Annotated in this window: 22 protein-coding genes, 1 tRNA gene and 1 pseudogene; 13 read left to right on the plus strand and 11 right to left on the minus strand. The window is 58.3% G+C overall.

The genetic code is table 11. From position 1 onward, the window contains the following. Nucleotides 1-113: pseudogene (locus tag AAAB35_RS24835) on the plus strand (formyltetrahydrofolate deformylase); the annotation flags it as partial. Between the two features lie 55 nt (nt 114-168). On the opposite strand, the gene AAAB35_RS24840 reads toward AAAB35_RS24835, so the two are convergent. After that, nucleotides 169-1,092: a 2-hydroxyacid dehydrogenase gene (locus AAAB35_RS24840; RefSeq protein ID WP_340670975.1), complete on the minus strand. Its 924-nt coding sequence runs from the start codon at nt 1,090-1,092 to the stop codon at nt 169-171. Nucleotides 1,093-1,296: 204 nt separating this feature from the next. On the opposite strand from AAAB35_RS24840, the gene AAAB35_RS24845 reads away from it, so the two are divergent. After that, nucleotides 1,297-2,487 carry an alpha-hydroxy acid oxidase gene (locus tag AAAB35_RS24845; RefSeq protein WP_340670977.1) on the plus strand — a complete coding sequence of 397 codons (1,191 nt, stop codon included), beginning with the start codon at nt 1,297-1,299 and terminating at the stop codon, nt 2,485-2,487. Nucleotides 2,488-2,516: 29 nt separating this feature from the next. Here the strand turns inward: AAAB35_RS24845 and AAAB35_RS24850 are convergent, their stop codons facing one another. The 3 genes from AAAB35_RS24850 to AAAB35_RS24860 all read right to left on the minus strand — a co-directional run bounded on the left by AAAB35_RS24850 (nt 2,517) and on the right by AAAB35_RS24860 (nt 3,874). Further along, the gene (locus AAAB35_RS24850) at nt 2,517-3,218 is read right to left on the minus strand and encodes a glycosyltransferase (RefSeq protein ID WP_340670978.1); all 702 of its coding nucleotides are present in this window, start codon (nt 3,216-3,218) and stop codon (nt 2,517-2,519) included. An 18-nt stretch (nt 3,219-3,236) separates the two neighbouring features. After that, a complete protein-coding gene (locus AAAB35_RS24855; protein ID WP_340670979.1) occupies nt 3,237-3,530 on the minus strand; it encodes a hypothetical protein in 294 nt (97 codons plus the stop codon). A 65-nt stretch (nt 3,531-3,595) separates the two neighbouring features. Then, the gene (locus AAAB35_RS24860; RefSeq protein WP_340670980.1) at nt 3,596-3,874 is read right to left on the minus strand and encodes a hypothetical protein; all 279 of its coding nucleotides are present in this window, start codon (nt 3,872-3,874) and stop codon (nt 3,596-3,598) included. 184 nt (nt 3,875-4,058) lie between these two features. Between AAAB35_RS24860 and AAAB35_RS24865 the strand changes: the two genes are divergently transcribed. The 8 genes from AAAB35_RS24865 to AAAB35_RS24900 all read left to right on the plus strand — a co-directional run bounded on the left by AAAB35_RS24865 (nt 4,059) and on the right by AAAB35_RS24900 (nt 11,173). Continuing rightward, nucleotides 4,059-5,285 carry a TIGR03862 family flavoprotein gene (locus AAAB35_RS24865; protein WP_340670981.1) on the plus strand — a complete coding sequence of 409 codons (1,227 nt, stop codon included), beginning with the start codon at nt 4,059-4,061 and terminating at the stop codon, nt 5,283-5,285. 92 nt (nt 5,286-5,377) lie between these two features. After that, nucleotides 5,378-6,097, plus strand: a complete 720-nt coding sequence (locus AAAB35_RS24870; RefSeq protein ID WP_340670982.1) for a DUF2270 domain-containing protein — start codon at nt 5,378-5,380, stop codon at nt 6,095-6,097. A gap of 484 nt (nt 6,098-6,581) precedes the next feature. After that, on the plus strand, nt 6,582-7,283 hold the full coding sequence (locus tag AAAB35_RS24875) for a hypothetical protein (protein WP_340670983.1): 702 nt from the start codon (nt 6,582-6,584) through the stop codon (nt 7,281-7,283). Then, nucleotides 7,280-7,492: a hypothetical protein gene (locus tag AAAB35_RS24880; protein WP_340670984.1), complete on the plus strand. Its 213-nt coding sequence runs from the start codon at nt 7,280-7,282 to the stop codon at nt 7,490-7,492. Before AAAB35_RS24875 ends, AAAB35_RS24880 begins: the two co-directional genes overlap by 4 nt. Next, a complete protein-coding gene (locus AAAB35_RS24885) occupies nt 7,489-9,135 on the plus strand; it encodes a hypothetical protein (protein WP_340670985.1) in 1,647 nt (548 codons plus the stop codon). Before AAAB35_RS24880 ends, AAAB35_RS24885 begins: the two co-directional genes overlap by 4 nt. Nucleotides 9,136-9,180: 45 nt before the next feature. Further along, nucleotides 9,181-9,894: a hypothetical protein gene (locus tag AAAB35_RS24890; protein WP_340670986.1), complete on the plus strand. Its 714-nt coding sequence runs from the start codon at nt 9,181-9,183 to the stop codon at nt 9,892-9,894. Between the two features lie 516 nt (nt 9,895-10,410). Further along, nucleotides 10,411-10,647, plus strand: coding sequence for a hypothetical protein (locus AAAB35_RS24895; protein WP_340670987.1), 237 nt, complete (start codon nt 10,411-10,413; stop codon nt 10,645-10,647). A gap of 100 nt (nt 10,648-10,747) precedes the next feature. After that, complete coding sequence (locus AAAB35_RS24900) at nt 10,748-11,173, plus strand: hypothetical protein (protein ID WP_340670988.1); 426 nt, start codon at nt 10,748-10,750, stop codon at nt 11,171-11,173. Nucleotides 11,174-11,288: 115 nt separating this feature from the next. Here AAAB35_RS24900 and AAAB35_RS24905 read toward each other — a convergent pair. After that, nucleotides 11,289-11,363: transfer RNA gene (locus AAAB35_RS24905), tRNA-Glu, on the minus strand. Nucleotides 11,364-11,459: 96 nt separating this feature from the next. Then, entirely contained in the window at nt 11,460-11,858 is a 399-nt protein-coding gene (locus AAAB35_RS24910) for a fimbrial protein (protein WP_340670989.1), read from the minus strand. A gap of 54 nt (nt 11,859-11,912) precedes the next feature. Here AAAB35_RS24910 and AAAB35_RS24915 point away from each other — a divergent pair, with 54 nt between their 5' ends. Beyond that, nucleotides 11,913-12,917 (plus strand): RluA family pseudouridine synthase, encoded by a 1,005-nt coding sequence (locus tag AAAB35_RS24915; RefSeq protein ID WP_340670990.1) that lies wholly within the window; start codon nt 11,913-11,915, stop codon nt 12,915-12,917. A 245-nt stretch (nt 12,918-13,162) separates the two neighbouring features. Then, the gene (rpoH, locus tag AAAB35_RS24920) at nt 13,163-14,074 is read left to right on the plus strand and encodes an RNA polymerase sigma factor RpoH (RefSeq protein ID WP_340670991.1); all 912 of its coding nucleotides are present in this window, start codon (nt 13,163-13,165) and stop codon (nt 14,072-14,074) included. Nucleotides 14,075-14,149: 75 nt separating this feature from the next. Here the strand turns inward: rpoH and AAAB35_RS24925 are convergent, their stop codons facing one another. Continuing rightward, nucleotides 14,150-15,829: a transcriptional regulator gene (locus AAAB35_RS24925; protein ID WP_340670992.1), complete on the minus strand. Its 1,680-nt coding sequence runs from the start codon at nt 15,827-15,829 to the stop codon at nt 14,150-14,152. Nucleotides 15,830-15,876: 47 nt separating this feature from the next. Continuing rightward, the gene (locus AAAB35_RS24930) at nt 15,877-17,169 is read right to left on the minus strand and encodes an adenylosuccinate synthase (protein ID WP_340670993.1); all 1,293 of its coding nucleotides are present in this window, start codon (nt 17,167-17,169) and stop codon (nt 15,877-15,879) included. A gap of 193 nt (nt 17,170-17,362) precedes the next feature. Here AAAB35_RS24930 and AAAB35_RS24935 point away from each other — a divergent pair, with 193 nt between their 5' ends. Beyond that, complete coding sequence (locus AAAB35_RS24935) at nt 17,363-18,274, plus strand: DMT family transporter (RefSeq protein ID WP_340670994.1); 912 nt, start codon at nt 17,363-17,365, stop codon at nt 18,272-18,274. Here AAAB35_RS24935 and AAAB35_RS24940 read toward each other — a convergent pair. The 3 genes from AAAB35_RS24940 to AAAB35_RS24950 all read right to left on the minus strand — a co-directional run bounded on the left by AAAB35_RS24940 (nt 18,252) and on the right by AAAB35_RS24950 (nt 21,632). Then, nucleotides 18,252-18,767 (minus strand): GNAT family N-acetyltransferase, encoded by a 516-nt coding sequence (locus AAAB35_RS24940; RefSeq protein ID WP_340670995.1) that lies wholly within the window; start codon nt 18,765-18,767, stop codon nt 18,252-18,254. The genes AAAB35_RS24935 and AAAB35_RS24940 overlap by 23 nt on opposite strands. Nucleotides 18,768-18,784: 17 nt before the next feature. Next, the gene (gene serA / locus AAAB35_RS24945) at nt 18,785-20,380 is read right to left on the minus strand and encodes a phosphoglycerate dehydrogenase (protein WP_340670997.1); all 1,596 of its coding nucleotides are present in this window, start codon (nt 20,378-20,380) and stop codon (nt 18,785-18,787) included. Nucleotides 20,381-20,456: 76 nt separating this feature from the next. Then, nucleotides 20,457-21,632 (minus strand): phosphoserine transaminase, encoded by a 1,176-nt coding sequence (locus AAAB35_RS24950; protein ID WP_340670996.1) that lies wholly within the window; start codon nt 21,630-21,632, stop codon nt 20,457-20,459. Nucleotides 21,633-21,730: the final 98 nt, after the last annotated feature.

Raw genomic sequence — 21,730 nt, forward strand, 5'->3', positions numbered from 1 at the left:
ACTTCGTCGCCACCGGCCGCGATATCGAAAGCCGGGTGCTTGCCCGGGCGGTCAAGAAGCACCTTGAATCCCGCGTCATGCTCAACGGCCACAAAACCGTGGTGTTCGGCTAGGTCTCCCGGCGCCGGCTGCGAGCATAGCAGCCGGCTAATTGAGGGCAGGCTGTAACTAGTTAGCCGTGAAATAATTATCGAGATTGGAAACGACCCGATCGGCCATCGCCTTCCGGGTTTCCACCGTCGCACTTCCCATGTGCGGCTGCAGCACCACATTGTCGAGTTTGAAAAGCGGCTCGGGCACGTTCGGCTCGTCGACGAATACATCGAGCCCGGCGCGGCCCAACTCCCCTGACTGTAGTAGCTCCACCAGCGCCGTCTCATCGACCACAGTGCCACGGGCAATATTGACGAACGTTCCCTTGGGCCCAAGCGCCTGCAGAACCTCACGCGAAATGACGCCCTGCGTTGCATCGCCTCCAGGTAATATCGCAATAATCGCCGCACAGTCGCGCGCCATGGTGACAAGATCGTCATAGTGGGTGTAGGGCGCGTCGGGCTTCCTGTTACGGGTGTGATAGACGACATCGCAGCCGAAGGCGACGAGCTTGCGGGCAATGACGCTGCCGATACGGCCGAGCCCGACCAGACCGACTTTCTTGCCTTCGATACCATGCGCCAATGGGGCGTTCTCGCCTTTCGCCCAGCGACCCTCACGCACGAATCGGTCATTGGCAACAAGATCGCGTGTTGCGGCAAGGAGGAGCACGATCGCCATATTGGCGGTGTCCTCGTTGAGCACGTCCGGCGTGTTCGCGACCTTGATACCCTTTGTTTCCGCGTAGGCGACGTCAAGCGAGTCGGTCCCGACCCCGAACGAGGAAACGATCTCAACGGCCGGTAGAAGATCGATCATGTCCGCCTTCAGCCCGGTGAATGTACTCGTCACCGCCGCACGAAACCGCCCCGCATTCTTCTCGAGGAAGCCTAATGCATCCTTTTCCTCATAGAGCTTTTCGACGGCATAGCGCTTTTCCAGTTCTTCAAGCAGGTACGGCATGAGTGGCCCGAGTACGAGAAGCGGGTGCTTTTGCATTAGTCACATCCTGTTCGTGCAATGGTACGTTTTCTCGACCATAGCGAAACTGCAGTCCAGAACACAAATCCTTGCTAAGGAATTTATCAGTGAAGTATACACCCGTATATGATTAAAACACCGGACGCGGTAATTTGGTTCTGGTACTTGAGCCACCGCATCCATTAGTATGAAAAGAAGCGACCAAGGCCTCGGGACGGAAACATGTCAAAGTCAGTTGAAATCGATGATCTAAAGCGAATTGCAAAACGGCGCGTACCGAAGATGTTCTTCGACTACGCCGATTCGGGCGCATGGACGGAAAGCACTTACCGGGCCAATGAAGAGGATTTTCGCAAGATTCAACTGCGCCAGCGCGTCGCTGTCGACATGACGGATCGCACGCTCGAAAGCACGATGATAGGCCAGAAGGTCTCGATGCCGGTAGCGCTCGCCCCCACCGGCCTTACCGGAATGCAGCATGCCGATGGCGAGATTCTGGCCGCCCAGGCGGCTGAAGAATTTGGCGTCCCGTTCACCCTCTCGACCATGAGTATCTGCTCGATCGAGGACGTGGCGTCGGCGACGACGAAACCGTTCTGGTTCCAGCTCTATGTCATGCGCGACCGGGATTTCATCTACAACCTGATAGATCGCGCCAGGGCTGCGAAATGCTCCGCACTGGTGCTGACGCTCGATCTGCAGATTCTCGGCCAGCGCCACAAGGATATTCGCAACGGCCTGTCGGCACCGCCGAAGTTCACGCCGAAACACATCTGGCAGATGGCGACGCGGCCCCAATGGTGCCTCGGCATGCTGAAGACGCAGCGCCGCACCTTCGGCAACATCGTTGGCCACGCCAAGGGCGTCGGTGATCTTTCCTCACTTTCCGTATGGACAGCGGAACAGTTCGACCCACGCCTTTCCTGGAACGACGTCGCCTGGATCAAGGAGCGTTGGGGCGGTAAGTTGATCATCAAGGGCATTCTCGACGCCGAGGATGCGAAGATGGCCGTATCGACCGGCGCAGACGCCATCATTGTCTCCAACCATGGTGGACGCCAGCTCGACGGGGCGCCCTCTTCGATCTCGGTGCTTGCCGAGATCGTCGATGCCGTTGGCGACAAGATCGAGGTCCTTTTCGATGGCGGCATACGATCCGGCCAGGATGTGTTGAAGGCGCTGGCCATCGGCGCCAAGGGCACCTTCATCGGCCGCGCCTTCCTTTATGGCCTCGGTGCCGGCGGCAAGAAGGGCGTCACCGAAGCGCTGGAGATCATACGCAAGGAGCTCGACATCACGATGGCGCTTTGCGGCGAGCGGGATGTGAAGAACCTCGACCGCAACAATCTTTACAAGAGCGGTCTTGAAACGAAGCCGCGCATGGCCGAGGTCAAAAAGAAGCGCGCATCGTGATCAATAGCTTCTGAGGGCTCATTCCGTGGTTAAATTACCTTCCAGTTCGGATCGACTGCGTCAGCCGCGGCGCGCCACTCGTCCGCATAATCGACGTTCTGCCAATCCTTGAACCAAGGACCTCCATTGGTGAAGTGTACGGCGTTGGGATAGCCACTCTCAGGCTTCCCATTCCAGCCTTCGAGCCAGTTCCACTCGACCGGCACCTCACCGATCTCATCGTCCTGCGCCCACTGCATGCGGTGCAGATAGGCACCCGATTCGCGATTGATCAATTCCGGTGTCAGCTTGCGCGTTGAAGGATGGGCACAGTTGAAAAACATGAAGGAAGACCAATTCTTGCGCGGATAGCTGGTTTGCACCTTGCCATCCATTTTCGTGCCTTCCTTCGGCGTGTAATCGTGTTTGACACAGATGACCGCCTTCGATTCGTCGCGATAATCCAAGAGCTTCGCAACATCGGAGAAAAACAGGAAATCGCAATCACAGAACAGGGCCCAACCCTTATAGCCGGCAAGCCATGGCGTGAAGAAGCGCGAATAGGTGAACTCGGTTGATGCGAGCGGGTCGATATCACGCGTGTAGGCGCCTTTCGCGACGAGCGCGTCAAGCTTGATCGGAATCACCCGGACCGGAATGCTCGCATGTTTGAGGATGGTGCTCTTTGCAACCTCATAGGCGATGGGTTCGCGCGAATCCCAGCCGACGTAGATATCAAGATCGTTGTTCATAAGACCTCACTTTCAGGTTCATACGATGACGTTGAGGATGTTCTGTTCAACTTTGTCCATGACCCATTTGCGCTCATCACCCCAGGAGTGACGGCGCCAACCTTCCCAACTGAAACCGCAAAGGACGATCTTCCATTGCTTCGGGTCAAAGTGTTGAAGGATGTAGGTAAGGCCGAAATAGCTGGTACTGGGAAAGACCTCCCGACGGGCATTTTCGGGAATGCCGAGAACGGCGCAGCCGTCTTTATAGAACCGGGGTGGCAGGACAAGGACCGATTTGCCAGCCGCACCAAAGGCATCGATGGCCTGCAAAGTCCAATCACCCCGCCGGCCCTTGAGTCGTGAAAGCAGATGCGGCTGGCGGAAATATTCGGCGATTATCTGGGGGTGGTATGCAAATATGACCTCGGATGCGCCTGCACGATGGGGGAGGCGAAATAGCTCGGATCCGTCAATCGGCGCTGCATCGGCTTGCCAGAATTGCATACGAACAGAATATCGGTCTTGACCCCTGACATTCCCTTGGACGATTTAGGCTCGTTGAAGCGGACGACGAGGTCCGAACGATCGACTTCCTCGGAAAGATTGTCCTTGATCGGACCGTTACCGACGATGAACATCGTCTTGCGTTCATTTGGCTGGGAAATGGAAGACATTAATGGTTTCGTATTGCTCACTCGGGCGTGGAACCACCTGATTGATGAGGCTGATTGCCGGCCTTGTATTGGACATCCGTTGTACGACTAATGTACGGGGAACCCTTGGGAGTCAACATGGTGTGGGTGATTGCTTGCCCCCAACATACCACTGGCGCTGATGCGGCCGCGTTGAAGGATCCGAATGTCGAACGAACCGACAAATCGAAAAGCCGTCGCGATCATCGGCGGCGGGCCGGCCGGACTGATGGCAGCAGATGTATTGTCCGCGTCTGGCACTTACGCCGTGACCATATATGACAGCATGCCGACCTTCGGCCGCAAATTTCTCCTCGCCGGGAAATCCGGGCTTAACATCACCCATTCAGAGGATTATGAACGATTTGCCGGTCGCTTCGGCGCTGCGTCCGAGCGGCTACGTCTGGCTCTCGATGGCTTCACACCCAACGATATCCGCCAGTGGGCGGCCGAACTCGGTACGGAAACATTCATCGGTTCGTCGGGGCGCGTCTTTCCAATGGTCATGAAGGCGTCTCCGTTGCTGCGCGCCTGGCTCGCCCGACTGCAGGAAAGAGGGGTAAAGCTCAAACCACGTCACCGCTGGACAGGTTTTGCCGAGGGCGGCTACGCATTCGAAACGCCCGAGGGCTCGACGACCATTCATAGCGATGCGGCACTGCTGGCGCTCGGCGGCGCGAGCTGGCCGAAGCTCGGTTCCGACGGACGCTGGCAGCCCTTGCTTGCCGCGAAAGACGTGCCAATAGCAACTTTCCGTGCGGCAAACTGCGGCTTCGATGTCGCTTGGGACGACGGCTTTCGCGATCGCTTCGCCGGCGTCCCGGTAAAATCGGTGACGGTGACATCGGACGCAGGCACATTGCCAGGCGAATTTGTAATAACAGCGAGTGGCATCGAAGGAAGCCTCGTCTACGCCCACGCTGCTGCCTTGCGTGATCGGCTCGAGGATGAAGGACACGCAGAACTCCTGCTTGACCTTGTGCCGGGCCGCGGCGAGGAGCGCCTTGCCCGCGACCTTGCGCGGCAGGATGCAAAAGCGAGTTTTACCAACCGGCTTCGCAAGGGCGCCGGCATTGAAGGCGTGAAAGCGGCCCTCGTGCGGGCGAACGTCCCTCCAACCGATTTGAGCGACCCGCAGCGTCTCGCGATACGCATCAAGAACCTGCCACTTCGCCTCGTCGGGCCACGTCCCATCGCTGAAGCCATCTCGTCGGCCGGCGGCATTGAGTGGGAAGGAATAGACGCAAACTACATGCTGAAATCGATCCGGGGCGTCTTTGTCGCTGGCGAAATGCTTGATTGGGAAGCACCAACCGGCGGATATCTATTAACGGCGTGTTTCGCGACCGGGCGCGCTGCTGCACATGGCATGTTGGAGTATCTTTCGGATTGAGAATCGCCTCTTCAGCGACGATTTCTCCAGCGGATTCCGTCCGTTTCATATAATCTGGTCGTGTGGCGGAGGATATCGGTTGGGAGGCTGATATGGACGAGCTTCAAGACCCCGTGGCCGGCAACGGAACGCGATGGCCGACACCGCCGCTGCCTGCAACTTCAGCTGAATACATCACTGCGCTGGTACATTATCATCGCGCCGAGATGGGACGCATGGCGGGCTGGCGCGACCGCATCGACCGAACGACCAATTGGGCCATCACCGGCGTCGCGGCAATGCTTTCGCTCTCCCTTTCAACGCCAACAGCCCATCACGGCGTCCTGCTGTTCGCGATGGTACTCGTGCAACTCCTGCTCCTGATCGAGGCGCGACGATACCGGTTCTTCGACGTTTATCGCGGCAGGGTAAGGCGGATGGAGAAGAACTATTTCGCGCAAATTCTTGCGCCGTTTCCCGAGCAGCAGGATGGTAACTGGGCTCGCCTACTCGGTCAGGATCTGCGCAAGCCGAAATTTCTCATCTCGACCCGGGCAGCGATGTCGCGCCGGCTGCGGCGCAACTACATTTGGATGTTCCTCATCCTGCTTCTGGCCTGGATTCTCAAGATCTCGACGCCGAAGTTGCAGAATGACGGCGCCGTCCACGACGTCGCTGGCTCATTGCGCGAGATTGTCACCAATGCAGGCTTTGGGCCACTCCCCGGCTGGCTGGTGATAGCAGGCGTGCTCGCGTTTTACTGTTGTCTCGCCTATCTCGCACTGTCCACGGGCGAACCGGAGCAGCAGGACTACGACGAGGTTCGCGTGTAATGGTAATGATGGAGGAGTGTGGTACGAACTCCTGTTTGGGCCGTAAGAGGGGCCAGTCCCGCGTTCTTGGGCGCGCTGGGGGGCGCTTGTAACGGTCCGCAGCGGCCTGTTAGCGGCTGGCAAGCGGCGGTTTAACCGGGGTATACCGGGCCGCTTGAACCGGGGGGAGGTTACTATGTTAAACGGAGGTTTACGGAGGTACTGCGCGCGCCTCCACGTACGTACGCGCGTACGAGCGTAACCTCCGTACCTCCGTACCTCCGTATGCGAGCGTGTTTATGACGAATTTAAATAGGTATTACAATAGTTTAGAAAATACGGAGGTTGGAAATATAACCCCGGTTTTGCTCCGTAACCTCCGTTAGCGCCTAGTGTAGGCGCGGTCCCATCTCCCCGGTTAAAGCGAAAAGCATATAAATAACAGTACCTTAACACGTGGAAGCGCGGTATAGTTGGGAGCCGGGGTTAACATAAAGGGTTAAAAGTGACTGTCCGCGAGCTTCCAGAGCTAAAGAAGAAACGGGGCCGACATGTCTGGGATTCGCAGTTAAAGGGTGACCTATTTGGAGCTGATAACATACGACAAGTTCACCCATCCAATCCCAAGCGCCCCGGAACCCGCGCCCACGAAATCTTCTCCCTCTACCGTGACGCCCAAACCGTTGATGAATTCGTCCTTGCCGTTGGTAATCGCAGCGAAGCCCTGAGCAACATCCGCTACGATGTTGGTCATGGGTACATCATCCTAGAGTGCGACGACAGCACCACCGGCACTACACCAGTGCAACCCAGCCTGAAGTCATTACCTCACGCCGGAGGCGAACCACCCATTGGCCATACACTCTCCCCGGCGATCCGGGCGATGTTCATCGACCCAACATCATGGTGGGCGCAACATCTCGCTGAGATAACCGAGCAATATCTGGCCGACCTCGGCGGGGACGAGGTGTGTACTACAGCTGAGAAGGCTGTCATCAGAAAGGTCGGCGTGCTCGAGATCGAGATGCGGAGGATCGAGGCTTATCTCGCTACCGATCCTGATCCCTCGGCTATGAAGATCGAGATGTATACACGGCTGGCGAAGACTTTCCACCAGTTGCTGAACATGACCGGGTTGGAAAGAAGGCGACCGAAGACGATTGTCCCCACGCTGGAAGAATACATGCACCGCGAGGCCGCCGAATGAGCATCCCCGTTGGCACCACCGTCTATTGCTACGCTCAGACCTGCACGGTGGTCGGCTACGATGAGCCAACAGATACCTATGCGCTGATGTCCATACTCCGGCTTCCGCCTTACTCCGCCTCAAAGATGCCTGTCGCGGGATTTGTGGCAATGCCGCATTACTATCCAGCCGTGCCGGTGGACGATCTCTTGAAGTGGGCACCGGCATGACCGCCCCCGCCTTCGACATCCTCAAAGCCTGCGACGACGAGAACCTATTCGCCAAGTGGTTTAGAGATAAGAAGACGTGGGCCGCATGGCGCGCCTTCTTGGCCGCGCTGTTTGGCTTGGAAATGGACGAAGAGCAGCTCAGTCTCTACCGGCAACATACCGGTAGACAAGACCCACCAACCACCCACTCTAGCGAGGCCTGGCTGGTTGTCGGGCGGCGTGGCGGTAAGAGTTTCCATATGGCTCTTATCGCCACGTACCTCGCCACCTTCCGCGATTACCGCCAGTACCTCCAGCAAGGCGAACGCGCGACCATTGCCGTCATAGCCGCCGACCGTAAGCAAGCCCGCGTCATCATGCGTTACGTCCGGGCATTGCTTACTCAGATACCTATTCTGAGTAAAACAATTCAGAAAGAAACCGCGGAGTCGTTCGACCTGACAGGCCGCGTGACCATCGAAGTGACCACCGCCAGCCAGCGCTCGACACGTGGCTACACGTATGCCGCTGTTTTAGCTGACGAAATAGCTTTTTGGAACTCGGCAGACGACGCCGCCGACCCTGACTATGCCATTCTCGACGCTATCCGCCCCGGTATGGCGACCATCCCCGGCGCGCTCCTGCTCTGCGCTTCCTCACCTTACGCACGCAGAGGCGCGCTGTGGGATGCGTATCGCCGCTACTGGCCGTCAGAAAATCAAAACCCGGAAACGGGTTTTGATACGTCGCCGCTGGTCTGGAAAGCGACAACCCGAGAGATGAACCCGACGGTTCCGCAACGGCTGATTGACGAGGCTATGGAGCGCGATCCGGCCAGCGCCCGCGCCGAGTATCTTGCAGAGTTCCGCGCCGACCTTGAAGCCCTACTCACCAGAGAAGCGGTAAGAGCTTGCGTCGTCCCCGGTGCCCGCGAGTTGCTTCCGGCCAGAGGCCACCGCTACTTCGCCTTCGTCGACCCATCCGGGGGCAGCAGCGATAGCATGACTCTTGGAATTGCGCATCGTGAGCTATCGAATAAGACCGCAATGGTGCTCGGCGGCCAGCGCGGCACAAACCGTATCAAGGAAGACGAGGACGACAACTGGACCGTTGTCCTCGATTGCGTCCGTGAGGTTGCGCCGCCGTTCTCGCCAGAGAACGTTGTCGAGCAGTTCTGCAAGGTGATCAAATCCTACGGCCTGAGCAAGGTTACAGGCGACCGTTATGCGGGCGAGTGGCCGCGCGAGCGCTTCAAGCATTTTGGCGTGACATACGAAGTGGCCGAGAACACACGGTCCGATCTTTATCTGAACCTCGTACCGTCGATTAACAGCCAGCGAATCCGTCTACTGGATTTGCCCAGACTGGAGAACCAGCTCATATCGCTCGAACGGCGCACAACCCGCGTCGGGCGCGATCTGGTGGACCATCCACCCGGAGGTCACGACGACTTAGCCAACGCCGCCGCCGGAGCGTTACTCGGCGCGCTGGACGCCGCTCGTCGGGGCGCTCACGCATTTTCGATCGATATGACCGGCAAGGTCGTCTTCCGCGACGAGAACAAGGCGCGGGTCTGGCAGCGCAATCCGGGTATCTCCGGGATCGACGGCGTGCAGTACGAGACTTGGAAGGAAGCACACAGGGCCGCAGGATTAGAAGAATAGTCCAAGACCCGGAACCGGTTCTTGGACTTTAGGAAGGGGAATGAAATGGCAGTCAACCAAACAATGAAGGACCGGCACGAGCACAACGGTGTCGTCGTGAATGAGAACGACACTGGACCGGTCAGCCGGGGAGCAACGCAGACTCCACCGCAGCCGAATTTGCCGAGTCCGAGCATCAACGAAGCGCTCATCGACCGCTACCATCCGAAAGACCCACAGACCCGCGAGACGATCTATGATCCTATTGTCTCCCGGATGAGCGTGGCTGTCGGCTCGGCGCGGCTCGCTGCGGAACGGGCGGGCAAGGTAGCCAACGCCATCTTCGCCAACGAGTTCCAGACGGTCGCCGCCCGCCACCGACAGGTGAAGGAAAAGACCCACCGCATGACGCAGCCGGTACTGGCCGAGATGGACGCGGCCTTGGCATCCTGCAAGCGGGAAATCGACATGCTGGAAGAGAAGACCAGCGCGCCCTCCCGGCCACAGGATGCCTCCGGCTACTTTCTGGCGAGTGAGGTGCGGCAGCGCCTTGCTGGAATGACCGACGAAGAGCGCGAAAAGGCAATCGCCCAAGCCCTCGCCGATGGCGACGAGCCAGCGCTCGGCGCGATATCGGCTCGCCCATGCTTTCAGGTATTACCAAGGCGCGGCATGAGATGCTCCGTAGCGCGTGGCAGAAGCAGAAGTACGGCCCAGAGATCGAGCGGCTCGACCGGCTACGGAAAGCCCTGGAAGATACGCAGCGCGCCGGCACCCTGACGCTGAGCTACACGCTGAGCCTGTGCAGTGCCGACATTATCGCGCGGGCAGAGGCAAGCGAGCGCGCCGTGCAAGAGGCAATGGACAGCTGACCTGTGTGAACGCTGCGGGTCAGCTTTAGCGTGGTGTTCTCAGTTCACCACGCGGGACCGTCTGCCGCCCCCCTTCCATCTTGGCAGACGGTCTTCGGAGACAGGTGCGGTTCTGTGGCGGAAGCCGTGCCTGTCTCCTAGCTCGTACATAGGTATCGTTACGTAACGGTACCTATCTAGACCGACGTGGGGCTTGGGAAATCCTATCCGGCAGTGCCGGATATGCACTGGCTCCGTAACGGGCGCGGGTCGTTCGCTCTGTCTATGGCCATGGGTGGGCGGACGACCCGCTGCGTTTTTGTCTTCCGCCGTGGTTGGACAGGCATGGCGGCAAGAAGCGAGTCACTCGTATCATTCTGAGGTGCGGGTGACTCGCGCTTTTGTTAGTGCGACATTGCGAAGGAAACCGAAATGGAGAGGCACTATGTTTTTCACCAAGCTGGGGCGAATCATTGCGTGGCTGTTGGTTATCCTTGGCGGCATTCGGGCGTCGCTCGGCTTCGTCATTGCATTCGGGGGCAATCAGGCTATGGCCCAAAGGTACCTCGGATCGGGCACCACAGGCGAGGCAATCGACAAGGGTTTACTGTTTATACTGCTTGGTGTCGCGGTAGGTATGATAGCGGAGATAAGCCGATCGGTTGCAGCAAGGGCGGACTAGGAGCCAGATTCAGAGACCCAATAGCGCGCTTTGTTTTTGCAACCGTTGAGAAGATGCCGCGCTCAGTGTAACTCTTTCGCTTAGGCGAGGGAGAAACCGAATGGACATAGCAGCAGCACTTTCAATTCTCGGTCAGGCGATTGGGATTGCGAAAGATATCAAGGAAATCGATACCAGCTTCGACACCGCAGCAATGAAGGCCAATGCTGCCGACCTCTACGGCAAGTTGGCTGATGTCAAAATGACATTGACCGACGCCCGCGATGAGTTGCGGGACAAGGACAGTGAAATCGAGAGACTCAAGTCTGCGTTCGCCTATAAAGGGACGCTAGTCGAAGAGCGTGGCTACAAGTACGAGCCCAAGGCCGACGGTAACCCGCGCGGAAAGCCATTTTGCCCGCGCTGCGAACAGAATCTGGGTAAATATTACCGGCTGGTGGGAAGCAGCAGAACCGGGGGTCGTGGAGACAGTGTGTGCCCAGAGTGTAAGACTGAGTACCCGCGCGTCCCTGAGTATGTCTGGTAGGGATGGTGCATAAGGTCGCGTGAATCGCGGTTCCGTTTAACCCTTTTCGTTTAACCCCGTCCCAGCTCGGGAAGGGGGTTAACCGGCTAAAGTTTTGATATTTAACGGGAATTTTTGGTACGCCCAAGGGGAATCGAACCCCTGTTTGCGCCGTGAGAGGGCGCCGTCCTGACCGCTAGACGATGGGCGCTTAGCGAGTTGCTTTCAGGCGGTATAATCAAGCCGACGCCAAAGTGCAATGATGATTTGTTGCCGTTCCAATCGGGATAGGAGTTCCCGACTTAATTCATTGGGTGGGCGCCTCGCCAATGCGCGCGACCACACGCTTGGTTGCTACGTCATAGACCAGAATTTGCCGCGTACCGTCGGCAAGGCGCGTCTCGAGGGAGAGCATATTGTTCGACAGATTGTGTGAAAGGATGCGTGTGCCCGAATCAAGCGTGATCGATTCGCCGGCCATGGCTTTGTCAAGCGGCTGCCCCGGGATCTCCTGGCGAGCCGGCGCCACAGCCTTTGGAACAGGCTGGTTAATCTTGTAGACAATCGCCGCCAGCACAGCCATAAGACCAACAACCATGATGCCAATGGAAACAGCGAGAAGCCGGATCATCTTGCGGCGCACCCGCTCCAGCGCCGGATCGAGCGGCTGCTCTTCCGTGTCGAGATCTTGGTTGATTTGGGCCATTAAGGCATCTCCGAGGTTTCGAAACCAAGCCTCTGTAACGAAGGGACGGGTTCTTTGAAAGAGCTAATTACCGATAGCGAGGCGGTGGGCAAGCGGCTGGACGCCTGGCTTTCCGCCCGATTGGCACCGGATTTGTCACGAAACCGAATCCAGTCGCTCATCGGCGAGGGCCAGGTCAGTATTGACGGCAAGGTCATCCGGGAGGCCAAGCACAAACTGCGGGAGGGTTCGAACATCGCAATTGCCGTTCCCGAACCGGAAGATGCAACGCCCAAAGGTGAGGAAATCGCGCTCGATATCCTTTATGAAGATAAGGATCTCATTGTCATCAACAAGCCTGCCGGCCTGGTCGTCCATCCGGGTAACGGCAATTGGAGCGGAACGCTGGTCAACGCACTTATCCACCACTGCGGCGATACATTATCCGGTATAGGAGGGGTTAAACGGCCTGGCATCGTTCACCGATTGGACAAGGAGACGAGCGGCGTCATTGTCGTCGCCAAAAACGATCTCTCCCATCGGCATCTGAGCGCTCAGTTTGCCGACCACGGGCGTACCGGTGATCTGGAACGAGCCTATCTCGCCATCGTCTGGGGCACGCCCGACCGCAAAAGCGGTAGCGTCGATGCACCGCTTGGGCGATCGCATCGCGACCGCACCAAGCAGGCCGTTGTCCATGAGGATCGCGAGGATGCGCGCCACGCGGTCACCCATTTCGACGTCCAGGAAAAATTCGGCGCGAAGGACGACGCAACAGCCCTTGCTGCGCTGATCGAGTGCCGTCTTGAAACCGGGCGCACGCACCAGATCCGCGTGCACATGGCCCATATCGGCCATCCGCTCGTCGGCGATCTCGACTATGGCAGCGCCTACAAGACCAAGGCCAACAAATTGGCCGAACCTCTGCAGGGGATAGTCAAGCGTTTTTCGCGCCAGGCCCTCCACGCGCGGCTGCTCGCTTTCGAGCATCCATCGACCGGCGAGATCATGCATTTCGAAGCGCCGGTTCCGGACGATATGGCTGGGTTGCTTGACGCATTCCGCACAACTGGTCTTTAATGCTGCTAAATCCTGCGGCGGGCGGAACATTCTTCGCCCCGCCACATTTTACTCAACGACGACCAAACATGACTCCATCGTTCACGTTTATGTGACAGATTGTTTCGTTGCTTAATAGATCGTGTTTTTGACAAAATGCTACCTATATGTTGATGGCACGAATCCGTCAGCGCCAATTTATGGGTGATCGGATGTTGCGGGCCCGCCGATAATGGGGGTCGATTTCAAAATGAGGAGGGTGCCCTGTGGCCCAAAATCTTCCTAGTATTCTTGGCGGGGATGGTGGACTGACCCGTTATCTTGAAGAAATCCGACGCTTTCCTATGCTCGAACCGCAAGAAGAGTACATGCTCGCCAAGCGGTATCTGGAGCATTCAGATCCGAAAGCGGCACATAAGCTTGTTACAAGCCATCTGCGCCTCGTCGCCAAAATCGCGATGGGTTACCGCGGCTATGGCCTGCCGATCGGGGAGGTCATATCCGAAGGCAATGTCGGCCTGATGCAGGCCGTGAAGCGGTTCGAGCCCGAACGGGGCTTTCGTCTCGCCACCTATGCCATGTGGTGGATCAAGGCCTCGATCCAGGAATATGTTCTGCGTTCCTGGAGCTTGGTCAAGATGGGAACGACCGCCAACCAGAAGCGTCTGTTCTTCAACCTTCGCAAGGTAAAGAGCAAGATTCAGGCGCTGGACGACGGCGATCTCAATCCTGAACAGGTCAAGGAAATCGCAACGCGGCTCAGCGTATCGGAAGACGAGGTCATTTCGATGAATCGTCGCCTGTCCGGTGACGCTTCGCTCAATGCGCCAATCCGCTCGTCAGATGGCGAAGCCGGTGGCGACTGGCAGGACTGGCTGGTCGACGACCATGATAGTGCCGAGGAAATGCTGATCGAGCAGGACGAACTGGAAAGCCGCCGCGAAATGCTGACTGGCGCCATGTCGTCGCTCAACGATCGCGAACGCCGTATCTTCCAGGCGCGCCGTCTCGCCGACGACCCGATAACGCTTGAAGACCTGTCGACCGAGTTTGGCATCAGCCGCGAGCGCGTTCGCCAGATTGAGGTCCGCGCCTTCGAAAAGGTGCAGGACGCCGTAAAGTCGGCAGCGCTCAAGCAGCAGAAGGCGCTCGTTTCGACGGGCTCCGACAGCCGCTAGCCGCCAGCCGATCCGGATAGAAAAGGCCGCTCTTCAGCGGCCTTTTTCATATTGTCTGCGCTTGTTGAAGAGCCGTCACCCGCCGGCCTTTTCAGCCCAGGATTTGAGAACGTCATTGAATACCTTTTCACCCGGCAAGCCCTTCTCGAGCGTCAGCAGGGCACGTCGCCCCGTTTTGTAGGCAATCGGAATATCGATCCAGGACTGGCGGCCCATCAGAGCCATATTGGTGTCGACCGCCGTCTTCGCATCGTTCATGGCGATGATGAAAAAGTTGTCGGCGATCTTCGCCGGGATTGCGACGAGGGGGCTGCCCGGCGCCTGTTCCGTGTCCTTGAAGGTCATGCGCGAGACGTTCTCGATCGATCCGCCGGGGAAACCTTGGGGAACGGTGAAAATCATCTCGACGAGATGGCTTGCAGGCAATGTCTTGTCGCCATTGCGGCGAATGATCATGCGCAGGTTAATGCCGCGATCAGGAATGGTGACCTCGGCCTTGATCGCAGGTTCCGGCGGCAAATCGTTGCCGGGGGACTCCTGTACCACCGACCAGACGACGCCGCCCGCATCGGCGGTTCCGGCTTCCTGACCGGAGCGTTCCTCATAGAAGAAGGCCTTCTGTCCGATCGGCAACGCGGCGGGCGGCTGCGTTTGGCCCGCAGCCTGCTGCTGACCCTGTGGTGAACCCGGCTGTGCCGCCTGATCCGGCGTGGAAGCCGCAACCGACGTGCCCTCGCCGAGCGAAGGCTTGTCGTTGGCCGGTCCTGGATTGACCTCCTGTCCATCCGGCATGAGGCGCTGCGTCAGCTTCGGTTCGGGTTTGGGCTCGGTGCTTTCCGGCGCTGCAGCCGGTGCATTGGCTGCGGGGGCCGGTGCCGGTGTGGGTGCTGCCGGCTCGGCCGGCTTGGCTGGTGCATTGTTGGCAGTCTCGGCGGGCGCCGGCTGCTCGGGCTTGTTGCTGGTCAGATTAGCAAGCCAGGTCTTGGCCACTGCCGCCTGTTCCGCAATCCTGTCCTTGTAGACCCAGCCAGCATATCCGCCGCCGGCAATGACAAGGAGAAGGCCGAGAATTGCAAGGAGCGGTACCAGCGATTTCTTCCGCGCCGGTGCCTTCAAGGGGCCGCGCGTATAAACGCCGTAATCGCCAGTCTCGCGATCCTCAGAAGCGACCTTCAGCTCATCATCTTCCTCGGGTTCCCGACTGGTATTGCCGTCTGCGGCGAAAGTCGTTGCGGAATTGGCAAATGCATCCTCTTCAGGGGTATCCTCGTCATGTGTATTGGCTCGTTTGTCGATGCCAGCGCCATGACTCGTCAGGAAATCTTCGAGCGCGTCGGGCTGCGAACCAATCCTCGTGAAACCTGGAGTTAGGCTGGGCGGCGCAGGCTTGGGCGGTTTGGGCGGCGCTGGAAGCGGCTCCGGCGCCTTTACTTCCGGCTCAGGTTCAGGTTCGACGATGGGCGTAAACTTAAAGTGCGGCGGTGTCGATGCCGGCGGCGGGGGTGGCGAGAGCGTCTTTGCTTCCACGGCAGGCGCAACATCCTCGACCGCCGGCGTGAACTCCGATTCAACCTCCGCGATGGCATCTTCCAGCGCTTGTCTCTGACGCGTCGCCGCGGCTTCCGGCGCGTTCAGCGCCGCAAGCTTCTGCTCAATCGTTGCGCGAGCTTTTGCATAAACACGTTGACGGAGCTCGGGCGTGGGGTCCGCGATCCCGTCAATTGTCTTCCTCAATACTGCAACGAAGTCTGCCATTCACCCAAACCCATGGTTTTGCTGTGAGATTCTAGGACAATCCGAGTCTAGTCATGAAACGGATCGGTAACAAGTATCGTGTCGTCGCGTTCGGGGCTGGTTGATAGCAATGCGATAGGTGCACCGATCAATTCCTCAATATAGCGAACGTACTTGATCGCTTGTGCCGGAAGCTCGCTCCAGCTGCGCGCCCCGGCCGTCGTGCCCTTCCAGCCTTCGAGTGTCTCATAGACGGGCTTGACGCGGGCCTGCTGGCCCTGCCCTGCCGGAAGATAATCGATCATTTCGCCATCGAGTTCGTAACCCGTGCAAACCTTGATCTCGTCAAGACCATCGAGAACGTCAAGCTTGGTGAGCGCGATGCCGCTGATGCCATTATTGGCGACTGCCTGACGCACCAACACCGCGTCGAACCAGCCGCAACGACGCTTGCGTCCCGTAACGGTGCCAAACTCGTGCCCGCGCTCGCCGAGGAATTGCCCCACCTCGTTCTGCTGTTCGGTCGGGAAAGGACCCTCGCCGACGCGTGTCGTATAGGCCTTGGTAATGCCGAGCACGTAGTGCAGCGAGCCAGGGCCGATGCCCGAGCCCGCGGAAGCCTGACCGGCAACCGTGTTGGATGAGGTAACGAACGGATAAGTGCCATGGTCGATGTCGAGCAGCGTGCCCTGCGCGCCCTCGAAAAGGATCCGTTCGCCGGCTCGCTTCTTCTGGTCGAGCACGTACCAGATGCGGTCCATGAAGGGCAGGACGTGAGGCGCGGCGTCGTTCAACTCAGCCAGGAGCTTCGCCGGGTCGACCTCGGCGATTCCGAGACCACGGCGCAGCGGATTATGATGGGCGAGCAGGCGCTCGATTTTGGCGGGCAGCATGTCCGGGTCGGCGAGATCGAGAACGTGAATGGCACGCCGTCCGACCTTGTCCTCATAGGCTGGTCCAATGCCACGGCCAGTAGTGCCGATCTTGGTGCCGGAATTTGCCGCCTCACGCTCGCGGTCGAGTTCGCCATGGATCGACAGGATAAGCGTCGTGTTCTCAGCGATCTTGAGCGTATCAGGCGTAATGACCACGCCCTGCGCTTCAAGTTTCTTCTTTTCGGCGATGAAGGCATGTGGATCGAAAACGACGCCGTTGCCGATGATCGAAAGCTTGCCGGGGCGCACGACACCGGAAGGCAAAAGTGACAGCTTGTACGTCACTCCATCAACGACCAGCGTATGACCTGCGTTGTGACCGCCCTGGAAGCGAACGATGATATCTGCCCTTTCGGAAAGCCAATCAACGATCTTTCCTTTGCCCTCATCACCCCACTGGGAACCGATCACAACAACATTTGCCATTCAAAACTCCTCGAGTCATAACCTCGTCGCGCATTTTTCTTCAAATGCGGTGCTTCTATACAGGCTGGTTCATAAAAGCGCGACAATTCTTTCGGCTATCACGCAACCAATTTGCCTTTATCGTGGCAGTAAACGCCCTTGCCGACGCATCCACATGAGTGGTTTCGCGGCCAATTCGAATAGATTGTAGAACATGAACCGCACCGCCTACATCTTTCTGCTGCTGACGGCGCTTTTCTGGGGCGGTAATGCTGTGGCCGGCAAATTTGCCGTGGGTCATATCTCGTCAATGCTGCTGACGCTATTGCGCTGGTTGCTCGCCTTTTTGATTATTGCCGTAATCAGCTCAAAACACGTGCGGCGCGATTGGAAGATCGTACGCAAACATCTTCGGTTACTCGCTGCCCTGGGCGCTTTCGGGTTCACGTTCTTCAATATGGCCCTTTACAGCGCGCTCAACTATACCTCCGCGATCAATGTCACGATCGAGCAGGCGGGCATCCCGATGGTCATATTTGTCGCCAATCTCATCCTGTTCGGGACGCCTGTCCGCGCCGGGCAGATCGTCGGCTTCAGCCTTTCTCTTGTAGGCGTGGCGCTCACCGCCGGCCATGGAAGCTTCGCCCAGCTTGCCCGGCTCGAGGTGAATTTGGGTGACGCGCTCATGATCCTGGCCGTGCTGCTCTACAGCGGCTACACGGTGGCATTGCGCTTTCGGCCCTCGATCAACTGGCAGAGCCTGATGACGGTGATGACTTTCTTCGCGTTTCTGACGGCGATCCCATTTACGCTTTGGGAATGGCAGCGCGGCGCGCTAATGCCGCCTGATATGACCGGCACCATGGTCGTGCTTTATACCGCGATCCTCCCATCGCTGGCCGCGCAGGTGCTCTTCATCAAGGGTGTCGAATATATCGGCGCCAATCGCGCTGGCCTGTTCATCAATGCGGTGCCGATCTTTGGAACGCTTTTGGCAGTTGCATTGCTTGGCGAAGAATTCCGGCCCTATCATGCCGTTGCGCTGGTGCTTGTGCTCGGCGGAATCTGGATCGCCGAATTGAGCGGACGCAAACATGCCGCGCTCAGCGAAGCGGGCGAACCATGAAGCGCGCATCGTCGGAATAGGTTCTGAGCTTCGCCTCGAGTTCTGGCAGATCCGTGCTCTCGAAGCCTTGCTTTTCCCAGAAACCGACCGAATTGTTCACCGAAACCAACGACATAGTAGGAAGGCCTTCCTGCACCGCCCGATCCGCCACGATGGCAACGATCCGTCCGGCAGCGCCGCTGCCCCTTGCCTCGGGCATGAGCGCGATATCGTGCAGGTAATAGGTGGAAGGTCGCTCAGGCAGCGAGCCCAGCAGGCTATTGAGTGCAGGCATACTACAAAATTGCCAGGGATGGGTGACCGCGTAGCCGTGGAGATCGCCGCTCGCAGCCTGGAGTACGAAACAGCCCTTGCCATAGAGCTTCATGCGCTCGCGAAAGACGTTCTCGTCCTCATGAAAGTCCGGGTGGATGACGGCGGCCATGGCGATGATGGAAGCGAGATCCTCCGCTTCCATCAAACGCCATTGAAGATCGTTGTGTTCGGATGCCATGATCGACATCCGTACAATCAAGCGACATCGAATTCCAGCGGTTTGGCTGAAACGATAGCCTTGTTGACCCTGAGTTCCTCAAGCACATTATCCGGAATGCGCTCATCGAGATAGAGCAGGGCAATGGCGTTACCGCCCGGCGCATCGCGTCCGAGCGCGAAGTTAGCAATATTGACGTTGTTGTTGCCGCAGATCGTGCCGAGGAGACCGATCATGCCGGGTGTGTCGTTGTTGGTCGTGTAAAGCATGTGCTGCCCGACTTCCGCATCAAGGTTGATGCCCTTGATCTGGATGAAGCGCGGCTTGCCATCAGAGAAGCAGGTGCCGGCAATCGAACGGGTCATCGAGGCGGACTTGACCGTGAGCTTGATATATCCATCGAACACGCCGGATTTATCGCGGCGGATTTCCGAAACGATGATGCCGCGTTCCTTTACCATGATCGGCGCGGAAACCATGTTTACATCCGCAACCTGCGGCCGGATGAGACCTGCGAGCGTCGCGCTGAGCAGCGCACGCGTGTTCATCGCCGCCGTCGAACCGTCGAACAGCACTTCGACTTCCTCGATTGGCTCTTCGGTGACCTGGCCAACGAAAGCGCCGAGTACTTCGGCAAGCTTGACGAAAGGCTTCAGGCGCGGCGCTTCTTCCGCGGTGATCGACGGCATGTTGATGGCATTTGAAACGGCGCCCCTGATCAGGTAATCGGACATTTGCTCGGCGACCTGCAGCGCGACGTTTTCCTGCGCTTCGCTGGTCGACGCGCCAAGGTGCGGGGTGCATACGACGTTCGGCAGTTGGAACAATTCATTCTCGGTGGCCGGCTCGACCTCGAAGACATCGATCCCGGCACCGGCGACCTTGCCGGACTTCAGGGCGGCAATGAGATCCTTCTCTACAATGAGACCACCGCGGGCGCAGTTGATGATGCGAACACCATCCTTCATCCTGGCGATGGCTTCCGCATTGATGATGCCACGCGTCTTGTCGGTCATCGGCGTGTGCAGACTGATGAAATCGGCCCGTGTCAGAAGTTCGTCGAGTTCGACCTTCTCGACACCGAGTTCCTCCGCCCTTCCCTCGGAGAGGAACGGATCGAAGGCGATGACATGCATTTTCAGGCCAACGCCGCGCGTGGCGACGATCGACCCGATATTGCCACAACCAATGATGCCAAGCGTCTTACCGGTGATTTCAACGCCCATGAAGCGGTTCTTTTCCCACTTGCCGGCGCGGGTCGAGGCGTCGGCCTCCGGCAGTTCGCGGGCAACGGCGAACATCAGCGCGACAGCATGTTCCGCCGTAGTAATCGAATTGCCGAAGGGCGTGTTCATGACAATGATGCCGCGACGCGACGCAGCCGGGATGTCGACATTGTCGACGCCGATACCGGCGCGCCCAATGACCTTGAGGTTCTTTGCTGCGCCGATCAGCTTTTCGGTGACCTTTGTTGCCGAGCGAATGGCAAGGCCATCATACTGGCCAATCACTTCAAGCAGTTTGTCCTTGTCCTTGCCGAGATCCGGCAGGTAATCGACCTCGACGCCATGATCCTTGAAGATCTGGACGGCGGTCGGGGAGAGTTTATCGGATACGAGTACGCGCGGTGCCATCATGGCCTCCATCGTTGAAATCGGATTGAATTTGGAAGAGCGGCCGCAATTGCGCGGCCGGCTTTAACCTGGAGACCTATGCGGCCTTCTTCAGTTCGGCTTTCTGAGCCTCGAATGCCCAATCCAGCCAAAGCATCAACGCCTCGAGATCCGCGGTCTCGACGGTTGCGCCCGCCCAGATTCGTAGACCCGACGGAGCGTCGCGATAGGCACCGATGTCATACGCCACCGCCTCCTTTTCGAGAACGGCAACGAGGTTCTTGGCAAAATTCGCCTGCGCCTCAGGTTCGAGCGCCGTTATCTCGGGATCGGCGATGGTCAGGCACACGGAGGTGTTCGACCGGGTTGCCGGATCTTTCGCCAAATTGGCAAGCCACGGCGAGCGTTCGACGAAAGCATCGATGGCAGCAAAGTTCTTGTCGGCGCGTGCAACCAGCCCATCGAGACCGCCCACCGATTTCGCCCAGTTCAACGCATCGAGGTAATCCTCGACGCAAAGCATAGATGGCGTATTGATCGTTTCGCCGGCAAAGATGCCTTCGATGAGCTTGCCGCCGGAAGTGAGCCGGAAAATCTTAGGAAGCGGCCATGCGGGCTTGTAGGTCAACAGCCGCTCGACAGCGCGTGGGCTCAAGATGAGCATGCCGTGCGCGCCCTCGCCGCCGAGCACTTTCTGCCAGGAGAATGTCACAACGTCGAGCTTGGCGAAGTCGAGGCGTTGCGCAAATGCGGCGGAGGTCGCGTCGCAAATGGTCAGGCCCTTGCGGTCAGCGGGGATGAAGTCGCCGTCGGGGACGCGTACGCCAGATGTTGTGCCATTCCAGGTGAAAACGACGTCGCGGTCGAAGTCGATCTTCGACAGGTCAGGAAGTTCACCATATCCGGCTTCGATCGTGCGGGCATCGGCGAGTTTCAGCTGCTTGACGACGTCCGCTACCCATCCTGCGCCGAAACTTTCCCAAGCGACCATATCGACGCCGCGCTCGCCAAGCAGGGACCAGAGCGCCATTTCGACGGCGCCGGTATCGGAGGCGGGAACGATGCCGATGCGATAATCGGCTGGGACCTGCAGAATTTCACGGGTAAGGTCGATGGCCTGTTTGAGCTTGGCCTTGCCGACCTTGGCGCGATGCGAGCGGCCAAGCGCTGCGTCGGAAAGCGCATTAAGCGACCATCCGGGACGTTTCGCACAGGGACCTGATGAAAAATTGGGGTTAGCCGGGCGCTGGGCCGGCTTTACAAGCGTAGTCATGTTTTCTCCTATCCTTACAGATAGCACGCCTCTCGTTGGGGAGAGGTGGCCCACTCCGGGACCTAGGAGAAATGTCGTTGGCAGTCAAGAAATTTGTT

Origin of the sequence: Phyllobacterium sp., assembly GCF_037994425.1 — a bacterium.
Taxonomy (GTDB): Bacteria; Pseudomonadota; Alphaproteobacteria; order Rhizobiales; family Rhizobiaceae; genus Phyllobacterium.